Annotated in this window: 13 protein-coding genes; 7 read left to right on the forward strand and 6 right to left on the reverse strand. The window is 38.1% G+C overall.

The features are described from left to right. Window positions 1-793 (forward strand): glycosyltransferase family 4 protein (locus V7161_RS09215; protein WP_335444346.1); only part of this gene is annotated, 793 nt, incomplete at its 5' end. 39 nt (window positions 794-832) lie between these two features. On the opposite strand, the gene V7161_RS09220 is transcribed toward V7161_RS09215, so the two are convergent. Both V7161_RS09220 and V7161_RS09225 read right to left on the reverse strand, forming a co-directional pair. Next, complete coding sequence (locus V7161_RS09220; RefSeq protein ID WP_335444348.1) at window positions 833-2,086, reverse strand: hypothetical protein; 1,254 nt, start codon at window positions 2,084-2,086, stop codon at window positions 833-835. Window positions 2,087-2,156: 70 nt separating this feature from the next. Further along, window positions 2,157-3,473 (reverse strand): metallophosphoesterase family protein, encoded by a 1,317-nt coding sequence (locus V7161_RS09225; protein WP_335444351.1) that lies wholly within the window; start codon window positions 3,471-3,473, stop codon window positions 2,157-2,159. A 205-nt stretch (window positions 3,474-3,678) separates the two neighbouring features. Here V7161_RS09225 and V7161_RS09230 point away from each other — a divergent pair, with 205 nt between their 5' ends. Next, entirely contained in the window at window positions 3,679-4,965 is a 1,287-nt protein-coding gene (locus V7161_RS09230; RefSeq protein ID WP_335444354.1) for an N-acetylmuramoyl-L-alanine amidase, read from the forward strand. A 68-nt stretch (window positions 4,966-5,033) separates the two neighbouring features. On the opposite strand, the gene V7161_RS09235 is transcribed toward V7161_RS09230, so the two are convergent. Next, a complete protein-coding gene (locus V7161_RS09235; protein WP_335444357.1) occupies window positions 5,034-6,137 on the reverse strand; it encodes a hypothetical protein in 1,104 nt (367 codons plus the stop codon). 13 nt (window positions 6,138-6,150) lie between these two features. After that, on the reverse strand, window positions 6,151-7,593 hold the full coding sequence (locus V7161_RS09240; protein WP_335444359.1) for an MBOAT family O-acyltransferase: 1,443 nt from the start codon (window positions 7,591-7,593) through the stop codon (window positions 6,151-6,153). 184 nt (window positions 7,594-7,777) lie between these two features. Here V7161_RS09240 and V7161_RS09245 point away from each other — a divergent pair, with 184 nt between their 5' ends. The 3 genes from V7161_RS09245 (at window position 7,778) to V7161_RS09255 (ending at window position 10,653) form a co-directional block, all read left to right on the forward strand. Further along, window positions 7,778-8,890, forward strand: coding sequence for a glycosyltransferase (locus tag V7161_RS09245; protein ID WP_335444362.1), 1,113 nt, complete (start codon window positions 7,778-7,780; stop codon window positions 8,888-8,890). A 228-nt stretch (window positions 8,891-9,118) separates the two neighbouring features. After that, window positions 9,119-10,180, forward strand: a complete 1,062-nt coding sequence (locus V7161_RS09250) for a glycosyltransferase family 4 protein (protein ID WP_335444365.1) — start codon at window positions 9,119-9,121, stop codon at window positions 10,178-10,180. Window positions 10,181-10,266: 86 nt separating this feature from the next. Next, window positions 10,267-10,653, forward strand: a complete 387-nt coding sequence (locus V7161_RS09255) for a GtrA family protein (protein ID WP_335444368.1) — start codon at window positions 10,267-10,269, stop codon at window positions 10,651-10,653. 14 nt (window positions 10,654-10,667) lie between these two features. Here the strand turns inward: V7161_RS09255 and V7161_RS09260 are convergent, their stop codons facing one another. Next, window positions 10,668-11,750, reverse strand: a complete 1,083-nt coding sequence (locus V7161_RS09260; protein WP_335444371.1) for an LCP family protein — start codon at window positions 11,748-11,750, stop codon at window positions 10,668-10,670. 382 nt (window positions 11,751-12,132) lie between these two features. Here V7161_RS09260 and V7161_RS09265 point away from each other — a divergent pair, with 382 nt between their 5' ends. Both V7161_RS09265 and V7161_RS09270 read left to right on the forward strand, forming a co-directional pair. After that, window positions 12,133-16,527 (forward strand): bifunctional 2',3'-cyclic-nucleotide 2'-phosphodiesterase/3'-nucleotidase, encoded by a 4,395-nt coding sequence (locus V7161_RS09265; protein WP_335444373.1) that lies wholly within the window; start codon window positions 12,133-12,135, stop codon window positions 16,525-16,527. A gap of 126 nt (window positions 16,528-16,653) precedes the next feature. Then, window positions 16,654-17,718 carry a glycosyltransferase family 4 protein gene (locus V7161_RS09270; RefSeq protein WP_335444374.1) on the forward strand — a complete coding sequence of 355 codons (1,065 nt, stop codon included), beginning with the start codon at window positions 16,654-16,656 and terminating at the stop codon, window positions 17,716-17,718. A 53-nt stretch (window positions 17,719-17,771) separates the two neighbouring features. On the opposite strand, the gene V7161_RS09275 is transcribed toward V7161_RS09270, so the two are convergent. Then, window positions 17,772-18,413 (reverse strand): YigZ family protein, encoded by a 642-nt coding sequence (locus V7161_RS09275; protein WP_335444377.1) that lies wholly within the window; start codon window positions 18,411-18,413, stop codon window positions 17,772-17,774. Window positions 18,414-18,686 lie beyond the last annotated feature (273 nt).

The raw sequence follows: 18,686 nt of genomic DNA on the forward strand, positions 1-18,686 counted from the left end.
TGTTAAAGTAATCGAGACCACACATAATACATATCACTTTTTCGAAAATCCATGGGGAAGGACAAAATATAGCTTTTATCTTAACCTTGTGGACTCTGTCGTTTCAGTTTCAAAGGCAGTCGAAAAGTTTAATTTGGCAAACTTTAAAGTTATGAATAATCGGAAATATACAGTTATAAGAAATTCCATTGATTCAGAAAGAATTATCCCTACTGAACGGACAAAAGCAGAATTGAAAAAGGAATTCGGATTGCCTGAAGACTCGTTTGTGGTCAGTACTCTTTCAAGACTAGATGTTCAAAAGGGGTTAGAATATTTTATTGAAGCAGCCAAGACTTTAAATCAAAAATATAAGCATCTCGTCTTTTTAATTCCAGGAGAAGGCGGCGAACAGTATAGCCAGTCCTTAAGAGAAAAAGCTGAAGGTGTCAGCAATATAAAATTTATCGGTCATGTTTCCAAAGTGAATGAATTGTTTAAGGTAATGGACGTTTTTGCGATGACGTCATTATGGGAAGGCGCCCCACTTACGTTATTAGAAGCGATGGCGTATGGAAAAGCTGTGGTTGTTACAAACGTTGGAAATACGGCTGAAGTGATTCAGGACAATGTGAATGGCTTTATTGTCGAAAAAAAGGATGTTTCCGCATTTGTTGAGCGGCTTAGCAGATTTATTGAAAATCCTGATAAACGATCCGAACTGGAACAACAAGCCAAAAAGGACTTTACAGAAAAATTTAGTAATCAAATTATGATCAGTCATTATAAACAGTTATACAAATCATTACTTTAAAATAATAAGGAAGAGTGGCTTACAAAAACCACTCTTCCTTTATTTGTCTGCAAGCAGGTTTAAAATTTCCTTGAAACGCTCGTCCCATGTGGTTTTTGCCAAAAAGTCATCCAACTCTTCATATGGCAGCTTGGAATGAATCAATTGTTCATAATCTTGTAAGATGGCTGATTTTACTGCCGCTTCACCTTCACAATGGGTAACGAGCGGATATTTTCCGATATGAGGAATACCGGTGGATATCGTTGGCAGCCCAAAATATAAGTATTCATAAATTTTTATTGGGTCAACCGCATCGGAGAGTTTACTCGATTTAAACGGAATGATGCCAATATGCCATTTCTCAACAAATTGCTGCAGCTGACTCGGATGTACTTTTCCATAAAATTTACAGTTGGGGGATGCTTCAATTTTAGCTAAAATATCATCAGGGGCGCCATGACCGATAAAATGGAAAAAAAAGTTCTCATTTTTGGCTAAGGAAAAAATAAGATCCCAATCAAACCATGAAGGTGTCAAATGGCCAAAATAACCGATATGAATTTTTTGATCAGGTGATTCTTTTCTAAGAGATACATTTCTTTTCCCGGATAAGGCGGCGTTATATCCATTTCCAATCACATAAATATCATTTCTAATGGAGGCAAATTTGTCTTTTAATGGCTGGGAAACAACTGAAACCAAATTAGAATCCTTCACAAATGCTTCCTCAATGCTCCGGTTATACCAAGGTGCATCCCCTGTCTTATAGAATTCTTCCCACTCATCCATGATGTCATAAACAATTTGATAATTAGATTGATTTAATTGATTTACACATCCGTAGAAAAGCTTTGCTGGGAATGTTGTTATATAGGTTTTATTTGCTATTTCATCTAGCATTTTTAATTTCTCGATCCCATAGATGAAATCGTAAACAGGAACTTCGAAGATATTCTTATAAACCATCTGATAGCTCTTTTCAAGCTTTTCCTGATCATCCCATTGCCATGCGACAAATAGTACAGCAAATCCCTGGTCAGATAAATACTTGGCAAGATTAATCGTTCTTTGATTATACAATTCTTCAAATTCACGCCCGGAGGTTAGAATGGCAAAGCCTTTGATTTCTTTACTTCTATTCAATTCCGCAATTTTAAGATAAACATCATGAAGCTGGAGATTATTACGATTGAAAATTTTGTTAACTCCTATTTTCGTAAACAATCTTCTTTGCACTTTTTGGAAAGTAGGCTGCAATCCATTTTGCTGAATGGATTTTAAACTCTTCCGGATTACATGTTTAACTGACATTTTTATGCCCCTTTATATAATAATGGTATCATTATACCTTAATTCGAAGGGGATATAAAATTCTGTCGAATTATCCTATGTTTTGTCCATGCTGATTAAAGTGCTCTAATTTGCCGAAAACAAAGGTATTAGTGGTTGTCATAGTCCCATTATCTCTGAGAAAGTACCATTGTTCGTTTTCGTAGTACCAGCCTGTCCGCATACTGCCAATTGCATTGAAATTGTACCACTTGCCGCTTAATTTTTGCCAGCCGGTTTGCATTTCGCCTTTATCATTAAAGTAATACCATTCATAGTCTATTTGTACCCAGCCGGTTTCCATCTTCCCAGTTGATTTATCAAGATAATACCAGTGTCCCTTCGAATGAAACCAACCCTTTTTTAGATTCCCTTTTGAATCATTATAGTACCAATCACCTTGATAGTTGACCCATTCGGTTTGAGTGGACTTGGATTTCCCTAGTGGAATGGTAACCGTCTTAATCCAAGTACCATTACTAAATTCTCTTGCTTTCAATTCTACTTTATCATCATATACATTAACGACATATCCTTGGGATTGAGTATAGTTTTCTTTTCCTTTAGGTGTATAGGTGTAGGCAACGGAGCTGGTGTTAACCATGGTAATGCCATCAGTTACAATACTTTTCGGATTATTAATAGGGTAATGAGAATGCCCTGTAAAAAGAATAACCTGAGGATACTTTTTTAACAGTGCAAGAATCTTTTGATCTTCTAGACCAGCACCCCATTCGCTGCCGTAAACAGTATTGGTAATGGGCTGGTGAAAGAAAACAAAGATTGGTTTATTGCTATCGGCATTAATAGACAAAGTATTCTCAAGCCATTGAAATTGTACGTCAGAAATATACGCTGAATCCCTTTCTTTCGATCCATATTGAGCGAGCATCGTTTTCTCTGATTTTTCTCCGCCAATTGTAATAAAATGATACCCCTTTATCCATTTATCATAATAAAGATTTGAAACGTTCATGTTACTTAGAAATCGATTTTTTAACTCCTCATCTGTGACGGAGGCATCTCCTTGCGAGTCAAGCCATTCATGATTTCCGATCGCCATAAATTCCTCAGCCCTGCTATTTTTCTTAGTCTTGAAAACCGAGTTAAACAAATCATACTCTTTTGTTCTTCCATAATTGGTCATATCACCATTAACGGCAATAGCATCATAACTTGGGGCGATGGTATTTAAGTCATCCATTGCCTTTTCAAATTTCTTTGTCAGTTTGGGGATATTTGGATCAATATGAGTATCACTTATAACGGCAACTTGTAAATTTGGATTAGTGCTGGCTTGTACCGTTTGAAATGCGGGTCCAATGATTCCTGAGACCATCAAACCAATCGATAAAATGGTTTTTAACATACCTCTACCTCACAACAATTGAATTTGTAATTGTTTATGATTATAGATTTTGTAGCTTAATTAATTCTTAAGTGAAAGAAGTGGGTGAAATATTATCATTTCCTAACTGAGTTTTTATATTAAAGTACTTTTGACCTAATTTCAGCCTAAGCCCTGACCAAATGCTCCTCTTTTGCATAAATAAAAGTAAAGGAGAGGATAAGCCATGAATATTATTCAACGACTAATTCCTGTTTCTCATACTGAAACCCGACCGGGTATTAAAATGGTTCCAAAATACATTACTATACACGAAACAGATAATACAGCGAGAGGTGCAGACGCAGTGGCGCACGCAAGTTTACAGGAACGGGGGAATAGCCGGACAGCCTCGTGGCATTTACAGGTAGATGAACACGAAATCATTCAGTCCATTCCCTTTGATGAAGTAGCATGGGCCGCTGGAGACGGACGAAATGGTCCGGGGAACAGGACATCCATTCATATTGAAATGTGTGTTAATGTTGACGGAAATTATAAACAAACTGTAACGAATACAGTTGAACTCGTCCAATATTTGATGAGCAGATTCAATATATCGATTGATCATGTAGTTCCTCATAAACATTGGACGGGTAAGAACTGCCCTAGAAATTTATTGCCACAGTGGGAGAGTTTTATTAAACGTCTCCAAGGTACAAATGATGGTTGGGTTAAAAAGGGCACCCAATGGTTCTTTTATAAAGATGGTATAAAACAAACTGGCTGGCTAAATCAAAATGGAAAATGGTATTTTCTTGATGCAACCGGACTGATGAATACCGGATGGACTAGAGTCAAGGGGTTGTGGTATTTCCTAAATACCGATGGAGTTATGCAAACGGGCTGGGTGAAAGTACAAGACAAATGGTACTTTCTTAATGCTAATGGAGTCATGCAGACAGGCTGGGTGAAAGTTAAAGACAAATGGTATTACCTTAGCGATAATGGAGTTATGCAAAAGGGCTGGCTAGAAATTAATAATAAAAAATATTATTTAATGAGTGACGGTTCGATGAGAACAGGCTGGCTTAAATTGGACTCGAAATGGTATTTCTTTAACACTAATGGAGAAATGGCCGTTGGCTGGGTTCAAGATAACGGGAAGACTTACTATCTTAATGCCGATGGTGTGATGGTTACAGGAAAACAAACCATTGATGGGGTAGAATATACGTTTGGTGATGATGGAGTTTTAATAGAAGCGCAAGCCACATCTCCAGCTAATGATACAAGCGCGGGTGGAGCTATAATTGCTCAAGATACTTCCATGACCGTTGCACCAGAAGGCAACAAATCCGAAGCAGTAACTACTCGGTCTGTAAGCGCTAATCCTAACGGAGCAGTTGGAAACCCTGCAGGCGGTAATCCAGAAGGAACAGCAGGAGAGCCTGTTACAGAAACCCCTGAAGGAGTACAAGAAGTTCCAATCAATGAAACTGAAGTTCAAGCAAATGATGAGCAAACACCTTAATGAAGGTAAAGGGCATGATTCTTTTATAAAGAATCATGCCCTTCTTATTTTCATTGCAGTCGAAAACACTAGTTATCTAAGACATACTGCTCTTTTATGGAGCTAACTTTTTGTAGTTGTTTAACGTTAAAATTGGTTATTTGCTTTTCGAAATTTTGAAGCTTTACAGCGTATTCTTTTTCCGATTGAACCGGTTTATTTTTTGCAAAATAATCGATAATCCAATTATTGATAAAGTTGTAGTAATGGGTTTGGTCGCCCTGGTAATTTCCAATATTAAATGTAATATTCCTCATATCCTGAAAATCATAAAGCTCTACATTGGGATATTTTTGGGCAAGCTTATAAACTTCATTTTTAAACCTTATTCTTTCAGTTAAATATTTCGGATTTTTTTTATAAAAGGTAACGTGATTATAGATTGGGTATGGCGCATAGAACAAGGTGAATTTCGTATTCGGATGTGCTTTTACAAGAGAAATCACATTTTCCTTAAAGGATTCGATTTGGATCGATGACTTTTCATAGCTCGGTAACTGTTCCAAAGGCTCTACATTCTTAAGCGTAGTTTTAATATGGTCGATTGATTCGATCGGGGCAACCTGACCAAATTTGTAAAGTGATTCAATATCCCTTCGGCGCTCGTCCCCTGCTTTGTTCGCCATTAGATTATTATAAAGGACCTCAATCGAATAAGAACTAAACAAATATCGAATATCATTGAATCTCCATTTATCGTACATATAGGTAGGGAAATCGCTTGGAGGTCCCGTTACCCAGTCAGGGTCACCTGCAAAGGAAAAATAATTGAGCTCCCAGATGACACGTTTTAAATGGGGCTTGTCTCGAAACGCGGCTTCCGCAACCATCGATTGTTCCTTGGCAGTCGATGCTGGTAAAGAGGCGTTAAAAGATTTAACGCCAAGCCTTTCATTTACGTAGCTTTCGCGGAAATTACGCCCCATTGAGGTAGCAGTAAAAACGGTATCGTAATCTTGATTTTTCAAAAATCCTGGCATTTGATAACGTTCTGTCGCAATATATTGCGGTCTGTACAGATCAGGTTTTCTAAAATAAAATAACGGGTCAAGTTTATACATTACGACCGAAACTAAAAAAATGAAAAAGGATGCCATAATGGCAGAAATGGCAAGGAATTTTTTATATGACATGATGGTAAACCCCTTAAAATTTAAAATATAAAAATTCGCTGACTCTGCTCAAATATAGCAAAGAAATCACTGCAATAAGACTAATGAATGCTGCAGTCCGATAATTAGGTTTAAAGGTATTCAAGCGTTCGATTGAGTTCTTGGCAAATACAACAATACCAAGAATAAAAGCAAAGAGAAGGATTAGTTTTAAATCAAAATAATACGTCGCCGCTATAAAATGAGTTCCAAGTGTTTCATTAAAGAACGCTGTCAGACGGTCTGGGAAATGAAACCCTTGAAGACTGAACATTTTTGTCAGCATTAATTTAACAGTCGTTAGATCAGGCGAACGGAAAAATACCCAGGCAATATGAACAAATAAAAAAGTGATAAACCAAGCGACAAGCTTTGGCAGCCTGATATTTAATGTGGACCAAAATCTGTAAATGACGCTTGCAACCCCATGCAAGATTCCCCAAATGACAAACGTCCATCCGGCTCCGTGCCAAATACCGCTGACAAAAAAGATGATAAATAAGTTAATATAAGTGCGGACATTGCCTTTTCTGCTTCCACCTAGCGGAATATAAAGATAGTGGGTGAAGAAGCGGCCTAAAGTCATATGCCATCTGCGCCAGAAATCTTGAATATCAAGTGATTTATAAGGTGAGTTAAAGTTAACCGGCAGCTTGATATTAAAAAATAAACCTAATCCAATTGCCATGTCACAATACCCGCTAAAATCAAAATATAATTGGAACGTATAAGCTAAGGTAGTAACCCAGCTATCAAACAATGTTAATGTTGCAATATTGGTGTACCCTGTATTGGCCCATCCAGCCAGTGTATCTGCAATGATAACCTTTTTAAAAAGTCCAATTGAAAAAATATACAGCCCTGAAGCGATATTATTCAATTTAATCTTATAATTTGTTCCGTCTCTTAGTTGGTCGATAATTTCCCGATGATGGACAATCGGTCCAGCAATCAAGTGAGGGAAGAAGGTAACAAAGAATGCATAATCAAGCAAGGAATATTCCTTCGTTCCTTCACGGAAGGTGTCAACTAAGTAAGCAATTTGCTGAAAGGTGAAGAAGCTAATGGCTAACGGCAGAGCCAGATGTAACAGCGAAAGGTCCGTCTTGAAAACAGCATTAACGTTGGTCATAAAGAAATCGTAATACTTGTAGTAACCAAGTAAGCCAATATTAAACAGAATGCCAATTGTTAAGACGGTTCTTTTTATAACCAGCTTTTGAATTTTGTTAAGTATGGTTGCCAAGGTGAAATTTATTGCAATCGATGAAAGAATAATCGGTAAATACTTAATATTCCAATAACTGTAAAAATAAAGGTTGGCAATAACGAAAAAGATCTTCGCGATACTTTTGTTTTTTAAGTTCAAAAGCAAATAGTAAGCTACGAATACTATTGGAAAGAACACGAAGATGAATATGTAGGAATTAAATAACAAATTGCGTACCTCCTTAAGATAATAAACAATGATGATATTATAACATATAGTAGAAAATCCACACATATTGTTGAAAAATGTCAAATGATAAGAAATTGAAACGAATATGTAACTTTTAGTTTGTGTAATTCGTCAAAATTCATGGTATATTAATAAGAACTATGTATGTCCAACAGGAGATTTCATGAAAAATAAAGTAACCGTCATTTCAAACATGTATCCGACGAGCGAGCATAAGAGCTTTGGAATCTTTGTGAAAAATCAAGTAGAAGCACTGCGCAGCAAGGGTTTGGATGTGGATGTCCTTGCGATTGACAATCCGAACAAAGGTAAGCTGAATTTGCTGAAGAAATATGGGAAATGGATGCTCAAGTTTGGAGTTCATCTGCTTTTTAAAGGGAGCAAAACATCCGTTGTTCATGCCCATTATGTGTTCCCAAGTGGCTGGCTTGCGAAGTGGTACAAAAAGCTTTTCGGAGCCCGTTTTATCGTCACTGCACATGGCGGTGATATTGATAAAATGGTGAAGAAAAGCGGACGCATTCAAACTATGACAAGAAACATTTTAGCAGATGCCGACCACGTCATTGCGGTTGGCCAAGAATTATTTGCCACCCTTGAAAAAGACTTTGGGGTGCCGAGGCCAAAACTTTCTCTCATTAATATGGGTGTAAACCTGAATGTTTTTAAGCAGGTTGATAAAGTGCAGGCTCGGAAGCAATGCGGAATTCCAGAGGGGAAGACTCCATTATTGTTTGTGGGAAATATCATTGAACAAAAAGGTGTTAATGAATTGATTGAGGCTTACAGCCTTCTCAAAAATGATTATCCAGATTATGAACTGTACATACTTGGTTCAAATAAGGATCAAGGCTATTTTCAAAAAATCAAGACGATGATAGCAAAAGAAGGGCTTACAGAAAGTATTCATTTTCTTGGTACTAAAAACCAAGCAGAGGTTGCTTTATGGATGGCCGCTGCAGAAGTGTTTATTCTGCCCTCACATATTGAAGGGTTCGGGCTTGTGGCCCTCGAGGCGATGGCTTGTGGAACGCCAGTGGTTGGAACTAATGTGGGCGGGCTTAAGTATCTTCTCGATGAAGGCAACGGAATTTTGGTAGAAGTAAATAACACCGATTCTCTAAAAAAAGGAATTATAACGGTCCTTGAATCGACAGAAGTGAAACAGGAGCTTATTCGAAACGGTTTAGAAATGGCGAAGGAAAACGATCAAGACATTATGACAGACCGCGTCATTCAGCTGTACCAAGTGGAAGATGTAAGGGGCCTAAGCTAATGCCCTTTTTATTGAATTTCATCTATTAATATAGTAACTATGAAGTTTATGGAAAATATGAAATAATTAGTCATTTGCTTGAAAAGGAAAATCTATTTAAAATAAATTTTAGCTGTGTTATAATCCACATGGTACATTCGTTAAGTTGTTATGTAATTGATTGTTAAATAGATAACTAACTTTCTAGTAACCTAGATGGTTACGGCCAACTATATGAGGAGGATCATGATGATCTACATCACCCTGATATTATGTTTTTTTAGTTCTATTCTTCTTACGCCTTTAGTAAAAAAACTTGCCTTCAAAATTGGGGCTACTGATAAACCAAATCAACGAAAAGTGCATCAAAAAATCATGCCGCGTCTTGGTGGATTAGCCATATACCTAAGCTTTATCGTCGGATTGTTAGTAATGCGTCCTGGAGGGCCCTATGCGCTGCCGATTATCATAGGTAGTATTATCATTGTCATTACCGGAATTCTTGATGACATGTTAGAGCTTTCGGCGAAAATTAAATTTGTTGCTCAGATTGCTGCAGCAGCCATTGTGGTTATCTGGGGCGGCGTTCATGTTCAATTTATCAACCTGCCATTTGGAGGCCAAATTGAATTCGGTTATTTAAGTATCCCGCTGACAATTATCTGGATCGTCGGGATAACCAATGCTATCAATCTAATTGACGGTTTAGACGGACTAGCTGCCGGTGTTTCTTCCATTGCCTTGATTACTATTTCTGGAATGGCGATTATCATGGGTGATGGCTATGTAACAGCTGTTGCTTCTATCGTTCTAGCAAGTACGCTTGGATTTTTGCTTTACAATTTCCACCCAGCCAAAATCTTTATGGGTGATACAGGTGCCTTATTTTTGGGCTATATGATTTCCGTTTTATCTTTGTTAGGTTTTAAAAACGTAACACTGATTTCCTTTATCGTTCCTGTTATTATTCTCGGCGTACCGATCTCCGATACTTTCTTTGCGATTATTCGCCGAATTGTGAATAAGAAGCCATTATCTGCACCAGATAAGTCGCATTTACACCACTGTCTGCTCCGTACTGGCTTTACCCATCGTCAAACAGTGTTAATCATTTATGCAATGGCAGCTTTCTTCGGTCTTGCGGCGATTATCTTTTCACAGGCAAAGCTAATGGGAGGATTCTTCCTCATTCTCGTTTTATTGATTCTAATAGAATTGATTGCGGAAACCGTTGGGCTTGTCGGCAAGAACTACCGTCCATTAATTAAAATGATGCGCGTTTTACTAGTTACCACAGTACGAAATAGATAAGATGTAATGCCTGACCAAAGCGGTCAGGCTTTTTCTTCGTTATAAAAAAATGTATAATGTTCCTAAAAAATGGTGGAATTATCAATATGACGAAGTTTTTAAAGTTTGGTGCTGTTGGTATCTTCAATACTCTCATTACGATAGGGAGTTTTACTCTGTTCGTTTATCTAGGAATAAATTATTTAATAGCGAACGTCATTGCCTATGGCTTGGGAACCGTTAACAGTTTTTTTTGGAATAAAAACTGGGTGTTTCAAGAAAAATCAGGCACGCTGATACTATTTCTAAAATTTGTTGTCGTTAATCTTATTACGCTTGGATTTAACACTTTATCTCTATTCCTATTGGTGGATCAATTAAATATCCATTCTGCAGGAGCTCAAGTTATTTCGACTTTCCTAGGCATGTTCGTAAATTTTTTCTTAAATCAAAAATGGACATTCAATAAAAAAAAGCCGCATCACGAATTATGATACGGCTTTTTTTGCTAATTGTTATTTTCGCTTGAGTTTGTATCAGTAGAATTTGAATCAGAATCACTGCTACCATTTGTGCTGTCTGTTGTGCTGGCGTCATCAGCAGTTGAATCGGCAGCTAAATGGGCTTTTAAGATAGATTTCGTCTCTTCGAGCGATGCTTCATCAAGCTTGTAGTAGTAAACCCGGTTAATATAATCGTCCGCACCCTTTAAGTTCAAGGTGTCGATTTTTAAGCCGCTGCCTGCAAGGCCATAATCCATCAACGACTTCATATCATTAAAGGACATATTCGTCTGCATATTGTCGCCAACTGCTTCAATCATGTTAGCATGCTTGGTAATGGAACCAAGAGATAGTGCTTTTTTGAAAATCGCTTTAATAATTTCCTGCTGTCTCATCCCGCGCATTACATCGGTATCCTTATGACGCGTTCTTGCAAGGGCCAGCGCCTGCTCGCCATTCAGCGTTTGGAAGCCAGGTTTTAAGTTGATAGCATTGTGATGGTCTTCTGAGTCCTTTTCTGAAATAGCATATGGGACATCGACATCAATTCCATCTAAAGCATTAACCACATCAATAAAGGCATAAAAGTTTACCTTAACATAATAGTCAATAGGAATATCTAGCAGGTTTTGTACCGTATCGATTGTATACTTCGGACCGCCGTATGCATGAGCATGGGTGATTTTATCATATTTATCTTTGTCGGGAATATACACATACGAATCACGCGGTATACTCAACAGCTTGACGGACTTTTCTTTTTTGTTTAAGGTTGCCACCAAAAGGGCATCAGATCGGACCGCATCGCCATATTGCTTCTTCCGGCTCTTACTTTCATCTACCCCAATCAAGAGGATTGAGATATTATCCATATCGGGATTAGCCTTGACCGTTCTTTTTGATACGGTCTGTACGGGTTTATATGATTTATTGACGACTGATTCCGCTTTTTTAAGCAAAAATGTTGCATATGCGGCACTACATAGGGCAACAATTAAAAACGGAACGAAAATCCACATAAAAACCCGCTTTTTCCGGATCTTTTTCTTCTTCTGCGCTTTACGCTGTGAGCGTTGAATTTCGGACATATATTTTCTCCTTTATATCAATATCATCATGATTCATTTTTTAAAAGTATAAAAGACCAATTTACATTTTACCCTTTTTTTACAGCTACGTAAACTGTAGTTTAGTGTCGAAATTTGAAAAATATAATTCTTCCATTTTTCCACCTTTCCTGCAGAAAACTTTCCCAAAATAGACGTTTGTCAGATTGGAAATGTTACATATAATTTTAAAATAATAAGCCACTTGAACCCTTGAAAATTCTAAATATTCACGCTAAAAATAATTTACGAACATTCAACAAAATACCAACAATTATTTTACAAAAAAGACTATGAATCTATTTGAAAAATTAGTAGAATAGTCTTGCAATACAAATATTTTTTGTCGAAGGGCGGAAAAAGTGTGAAGAGAAAGATAAAGAGAAGCATGAAGAGACGCATGCTTAATAGTTCTCTAGCTGTTGCGTTAGCGCTTACAACAGTTCCTATGAATATTTTCCCACATACTGCGAAAGCTGCAGTAACAGGAAACACAGCTAAACTACGTATCTTAGAAACAACTGACTTGCATGATGCAGTCATGGCGTACGACTATTACCAAGATACAGATAAGGGTATAAACTACGGTTTGGCGAAAACTGCCAGCTTAATTCAACAAGCAAGATCAGAGGTAGACCCAAGCAACTCGATGTTATTTGATGCCGGTGATTTACTACAAGGAAATCCAATGGCAGACTATGTAGCAAAAGTAAAGCCTTTAACTGCTGATGAAACACATCCAATGTTTAAAGCTATGAAGCTATTAAAATATGATGGCGGTATCGTAGGAAACCATGAGTTCAACTATGGCCTAGACTTCCTAAACACTGCGATGAAAAATGCACCGTATCCAATTGTAAACGCTAACATTTACAAGGATGATCATGATAGTGATCCAACAAATGATCAAAATTATTTTACTCCATATCAAATTATCCCTAAAACGATTAAGGATGCTAATGGTGTTGAACATACAATAAACGTTGGTGTTGTTGGTTTTGCACCGCCACAAATCCTACAGTGGGATAAAGATAACCTTCAAGGTAAAGTAATCGTAAAAGATATTGTTAAAACAGCAGAAAAATATGTAGCAGAAATGAAGTCTAAGGGTGCAGACGTTATTGTTGCGATTGCCCACTCCGGCTGTGACGTTACAAATGATGGTCAGCAAGATGCTGAAAACGCTGTTTTCTCATTAAGTAAAGTTACTGGCATAGATGCCCTTCTATTTGGACATGCTCACTATGCTTTCCCTGCTGGTAAAGAGTTCCACTCAGGAAGCAATTTAGCGAACCCAGATTTACCAGGACTTGACACAAAGCAGGGTACAATCAACGGAACACCTGCAGTAGAAGCAGGCTTCTGGGGCAATAACCTTGGAGTACTAGACTTAGCGTTAGTACAAGATGAAAATGGAAAGTGGACAGCAGATAAAACTGCCTCAAAATCTGTCGACATGCCTGTTACGGCTGCAACTGCAGTTGATCAAACAATTGTTGATGCCGTAAAACCGGAACATGATGCAACACTTGCCTACGTACGCGGAAAAATTGGTGAAACCACTTCACAAATGCACAGCTATTTTTCACGTGTAATGGATGATCCAACAATCCAAATCGTAAACAATGCACAAACCGATTATGTTAAAAAGTGGATTGCAACGAATAAACCGGAATTAAAGGATATTCCAGTCATTTCTGCTGGTGCTCCATTCAAAGCTGGCCGTCAAGGTGCAACTGATTATACGAATATCGTAAAAGGCGATCTTTCTATTAAGAGTGCAAATGACCTTTATTTGTATAACAACACTTTAAAAGCTGTTGAGTTAACAGGTGCAGAAGTTAAAGAATGGTTAGAAATGTCTGCATCTCAATTTAATCAAATTGACCCTAACAATGCGAATGCACAGGAATTAATCAATTATGGCTTCCAACCATATAACTTTGATGTGATCGATGGTGTTAAATACCAAGTCGATATTACGAAGCCAGCTCGTTACAATTTCACTACTGGTGATGTGGTCAATGCTGATTCCCACCGTATCATCAACTTTACAGATATGAATGGAAATCCAATTGATCCAAATCAAAAATTCATTGTGGCGACTAATAACTATCGTGCAAGCGGCGGCGGTAACTTCCCTGGAACAAAGGGCGGCAATGCCAAAGTTGTGGTTGATTCACCATATGAAAACCGTCAGATTTTAATGGATTATATTAAAGAGCAAGGTGTTGTCAATCCTGCAGCAGACAACAACTGGAAAATCGCTCCTGTTGGCGGCGTAGCGAAAACTTTAACATTTAAATCTTCTCCAGCTGCGAAAGATGTTTTAGCATCTGCACCAAATGTGAAAGATGCTGCGCCATTAGCAGATGGATTTGAGCAATACACTTTAGATCAAAACGTACACATTCAATTATTAGGCATCAACGATTTCCATGGTCAGCTTGACACTTGGAGATCCATTAAAGATTCTTCTGGTAAAGTAGTTGATTACTCAGGCGGTATCGAATGGCTTGCTGCTTACTTAAAAGACAGAGAAGCAACAAACCCTGCGAATACCTTAATGCTTCAAGCCGGTGACCTTGTTGGAGCAAGTCCCCCAGTTTCTGCATTAATGCAGGACGAGCCAACTATCCGCATGATGAATGAAATCGGGATGGACGTTGGTACAATCGGTAACCATGAATTTGACGAAGGCGTTGCCGAAATGAAGCGTTTAATCCATGGCGGCAGCAATCCGAAAACAGAAAAATACGAAGCGAAATACGGTAAATTCACAGGCTCAACTATGGATTACGTAGTAGCAAACGTTGTCGATGAAAAGACTAATGAAAATATTTTACCTCCATACGTGGTAAAAGAAGTTGATGGCGTGAAAATCGGCTTTATCGGTGTTGTAACAACTGAAACTCCATTAATCGTTACTCCAAGCGGTGTTGCAGGCGTCAAATTCACAGATGAAGTAACTGCTATTAATAAATACGCAAAAGAATTAACTGATAAAGGTGTAAAAACAATTGTCGTTCTTGCACACGATCCAGGAACTTCAAAAACAGACGGTACAGCAGCAACTGGAAAAGTTGTTGACATGGCTAAAGCAATTGATCCTTCAGTTGACGTTATTTACGGTGCGCATGACCATAAATATCTAAATACAACTGTTGACAGCAAGACTTTAGTACAATCATGGTCATATGGTACAGCATTCTCAGATATTGACTTAACTATTGATGCCGTTACTGGTGATATTATTGACCGCAAAGCAGAAGTGGTAGATACACTTCACAGCAAAATTACTGCTGATGCAAAAATCAAAGCGGAACTTGACGGCTACCAAGAAGACATCAAACCGATTGTCAGCCAAGTAGTTGGTTCTACTTCAGCTCCAATCACAAACGTAGCAAATGCTTCTGGTGAATCCGCACTTGGTAATTTAATTGCTGATGGTATGCGTAAAGTTACTGGAACTGAATTAGGATTTATGAATTCAGGCGGTATCCGTAACCCACTTCCAGGCGGAACCATCACTTGGGGCGATTTATTCAAGGTTCAACCATTTGGTAATGACCTAGTAACAATGACTGTTACTGGTGACCAAATCAGAACTTTATTAAATCAACAATTCCAAGCACCGCCAAGCTATAACAAAATCATGGCAGTCTCTGGTCTTCGTTATACTTGGACCGATTCACAGCCTTATGGCAGCAAAGTTCTTGATATTTATCTTGAAGATGGTTCATTAATCGATCCAGAAGCTGAATACACAATAACTGTAAACAACTTCATGGCAGATGGCGGAGATGGTTTCTCAGTCCTTAAGTCTGGTAAAAATCGTGTAACAAACGTGGTGGATTTAGACGGATTCATTCAGTACTTCAAATCTTTACCGCAGCCGGTAAGTGCACAAATTGAAGGCCGTATCTTAATCGATAACTTTGTTGAAGAGCCTCAAGTTTCAGTAACAAACTATGACGATACAGTTTATGGTACAACTGAGCCAGGTGCAAAAGTTGTAGCAAAAGTTGACGGAAAAGTTTTAGGTACTGCAACTGCTGATGACCAAGGTTACTTTGAAATTCCAATGGGACAAACATTTGCAAAAGGTACAGTGATTCGTTTAGACATTACTGACAGAACAGGAAATCTTGCTCCATTTGATATCACAGTTGAAGCACAAACAGGCTGGATCTATTCCCAGGATGAAGATGGAAACGACGTATGGTCTTATGTTGATCCTGAAACGGAAGAGCTTTACACTAATAAGTGGCTTCACGATGAAGATGGTATATGGTATCACTTCAACAAAGAAGGCATCATGGAAACTGGCTGGGTGAAAGTAAATGGCAAGTGGTACTTCTTTAGCGAAGATGAAGACACTGCCGGTGCTATGCAAACTGGCTGGATTAAAGAAGGTAACAAAAAGTACTATTTAGATGCAGTTAACGGCGATATGAAAGTTAACTGGGCACAAATAAATGGCAAGTGGTACTTCTTTGACATTCACGGTGTTATGAAAACCGGTTGGGTACTTGTGAACAAGAAGTGGTACTTCCTTGATACTACTACTGGTGTTATGAAAACGGGCTGGCTGCTATCTGGGAAGAACTGGTATTACCTAGCAAACAGCGGTGCTATGTTAACAGGCTGGGTACAGGTTAGCAATAAGTGGTACTATTTATATAATGATGGTAAAATGGCTGCTAATACTACTATTGGCAAATACAAAGTAGGTAAAGATGGAGCTTGGATTAAGTAATCTGTCTTGATTAAGAGGCAATTCCTTCAGGGATTGCCTCTTTTTATTTTTTCCGATTTTTACTATGATTTGTTTGTTTTTGATTTCTGTTTAATGGACAAACTGACTATTAAGGAGGATTTTTTTATGCTTTTTCTTACCTTGATAGTATGTTTTTTCGTATCAATACTTATTACTCCACTCATAAAAAAATTAGCCTTCCTTATTGGAGCCACTGATAGGCCAAACCAGCGAAAGGTCCATCAATCGATTATGCCAAGACTTGGAGGCTTAGCAATATTTATCAGCTTTATGGCTGGAATGCTCCTCTTAAGGCCTGGAAACCCCTATTCGCCTGCGATACTTATCGGCTGTTTGATTATTATCCTTACCGGTCTTTGTGACGATTTGTTTGAGCTGCCCGCAAAATATAAACTAATTGGCCAACTGGTAGCCGCCGGTACCGTTGTTTTTTTTGGAAACCTGCAAGTTGTCTTTATTAATCTGCCGTTTGGCGGTCAGCTGCAATTTGGTTTTTTAAGTATTCCGATTACAATTCTTTGGATTGTTGGAATCACCAATGCCATTAATCTCATTGATGGATTGGATGGATTAGCTGCTGGGGTATCGTCAATTGCGTTAATAACGATTTCGGGGATGGCAATTATTCAGGGGAATTTATATGTTGTTGCGGTTGGGTTAATTGTACTGGCAAGTACACTAGGATTTTTATTTTACAATTTCCATCCGGCCAGTATTTTTATGGGGGATACCGGGGCATTGTTTTTAGGGTTTATCATCTCAGTTTTGTCCCTTCTTGGTTTTAAAAATGTCACCTTTATTTCCTTTGTAATTCCTGTAATCATTCTTGGAGTGCCGATTTCGGATACATTTTTCGCAATACTTCGGCGTATTATTAACAAAAAGCCTTTGTCCGCACCTGACAAATCTCATTTGCATCATTGTATGCTGCGCATGGGCTATTCACACCGCCAGACTGTTCTGCTTATTTATGCAATGGCAGCGTTTTTTGGACTGGTTGCTGTCATTTATTCACAAGCCCGTATTGGTGGCGCCTTATTTTTAATCGCTGTAGTTATTCTTCTTATTGAAATCATTGCCGAAAAAATCGGTCTTATGGGACGAGACTACCGCCCATTACTCAATATCGTCCAGACGCTAAAAACAACCACTGCAAAAGACCGCTCATGACAAAAGGGACTCATACTTTGAGCCCCTTTAAATTTTCCCAATTGTAATCTATCTCAAGACCTAATATAATCTTCCTCAAGATATACTGTTTCACCTTTTTCGATGGTGCATTGGCCATTCGTCAGTTCGACCATCCATTCGACAAAGGTTTCGACACTGCTTTCCTCTACAAACGTATCAATGATGACGTTATCTAGGTAGTGAATTTCTTTCAGTTTATATTCCGACGCCCTGAGTTCTTTTTCTAACTTCCCGAGCCAAGTGTAGTCAATTTTTACTTGGATGACTTGGGCAAGTTTTCTTTCAACGATTCCAACGGTATCAATACCTTCAGAGGTAGCTTTGCCATAAGCGCGAATGAGACCGCCGGCGCCTAATTTGATTCCGCCAAAATAACGGGTAACTACCACGGCACTATCCTTTAGCTTTCTCTTTTTCAATACTTCAAGGATCGGGACACCGGCCGTTCCGCTTGGTTCCCCGTCATCATTGGCTTTTTGAATCTGATCCTGCTCGCCAATCAGATAGGCAGAACAATTGTGGGTGGCGTCCCAATGCTTTTTCTTAATAACTTGAATAAATTCCTGGGCTTCCTGTTCCGTTTCGACTCTTTTTATATGAGCGATAAACCGGGATTTCTGGATTACAATTTCGTGTTCTCCTGTTTCTTTTACTGTAAAATAACTTGCGAGCATGTTAAACTCCTTTCTATTTTTAAAAAATAAAAAATATGGTTGTAATATACCTTTAATATGATAGTAAAATTCGAATGATATAATAATCATAGTTCAGTGATGTTAATATGTGTTATAGGATGAAAGTAGTAGAATAATATTATCATTATACTACTTTTTACTGAACTTTGAGGGTTAAGTCTTTAGATAGTGCCTTCAAAATAGCAAAACGCTCCATTTATAGGTAATATATGTTAGAAGGCCTAAAGGGAAAAATATGCAATCCCTGGAGGA

The sequence above is a fragment of the Neobacillus drentensis genome, assembly GCF_036965425.1.
Classification (GTDB): Bacteria; Bacillota; Bacilli; order Bacillales; family Cytobacillaceae; genus Neobacillus; species Neobacillus drentensis_F.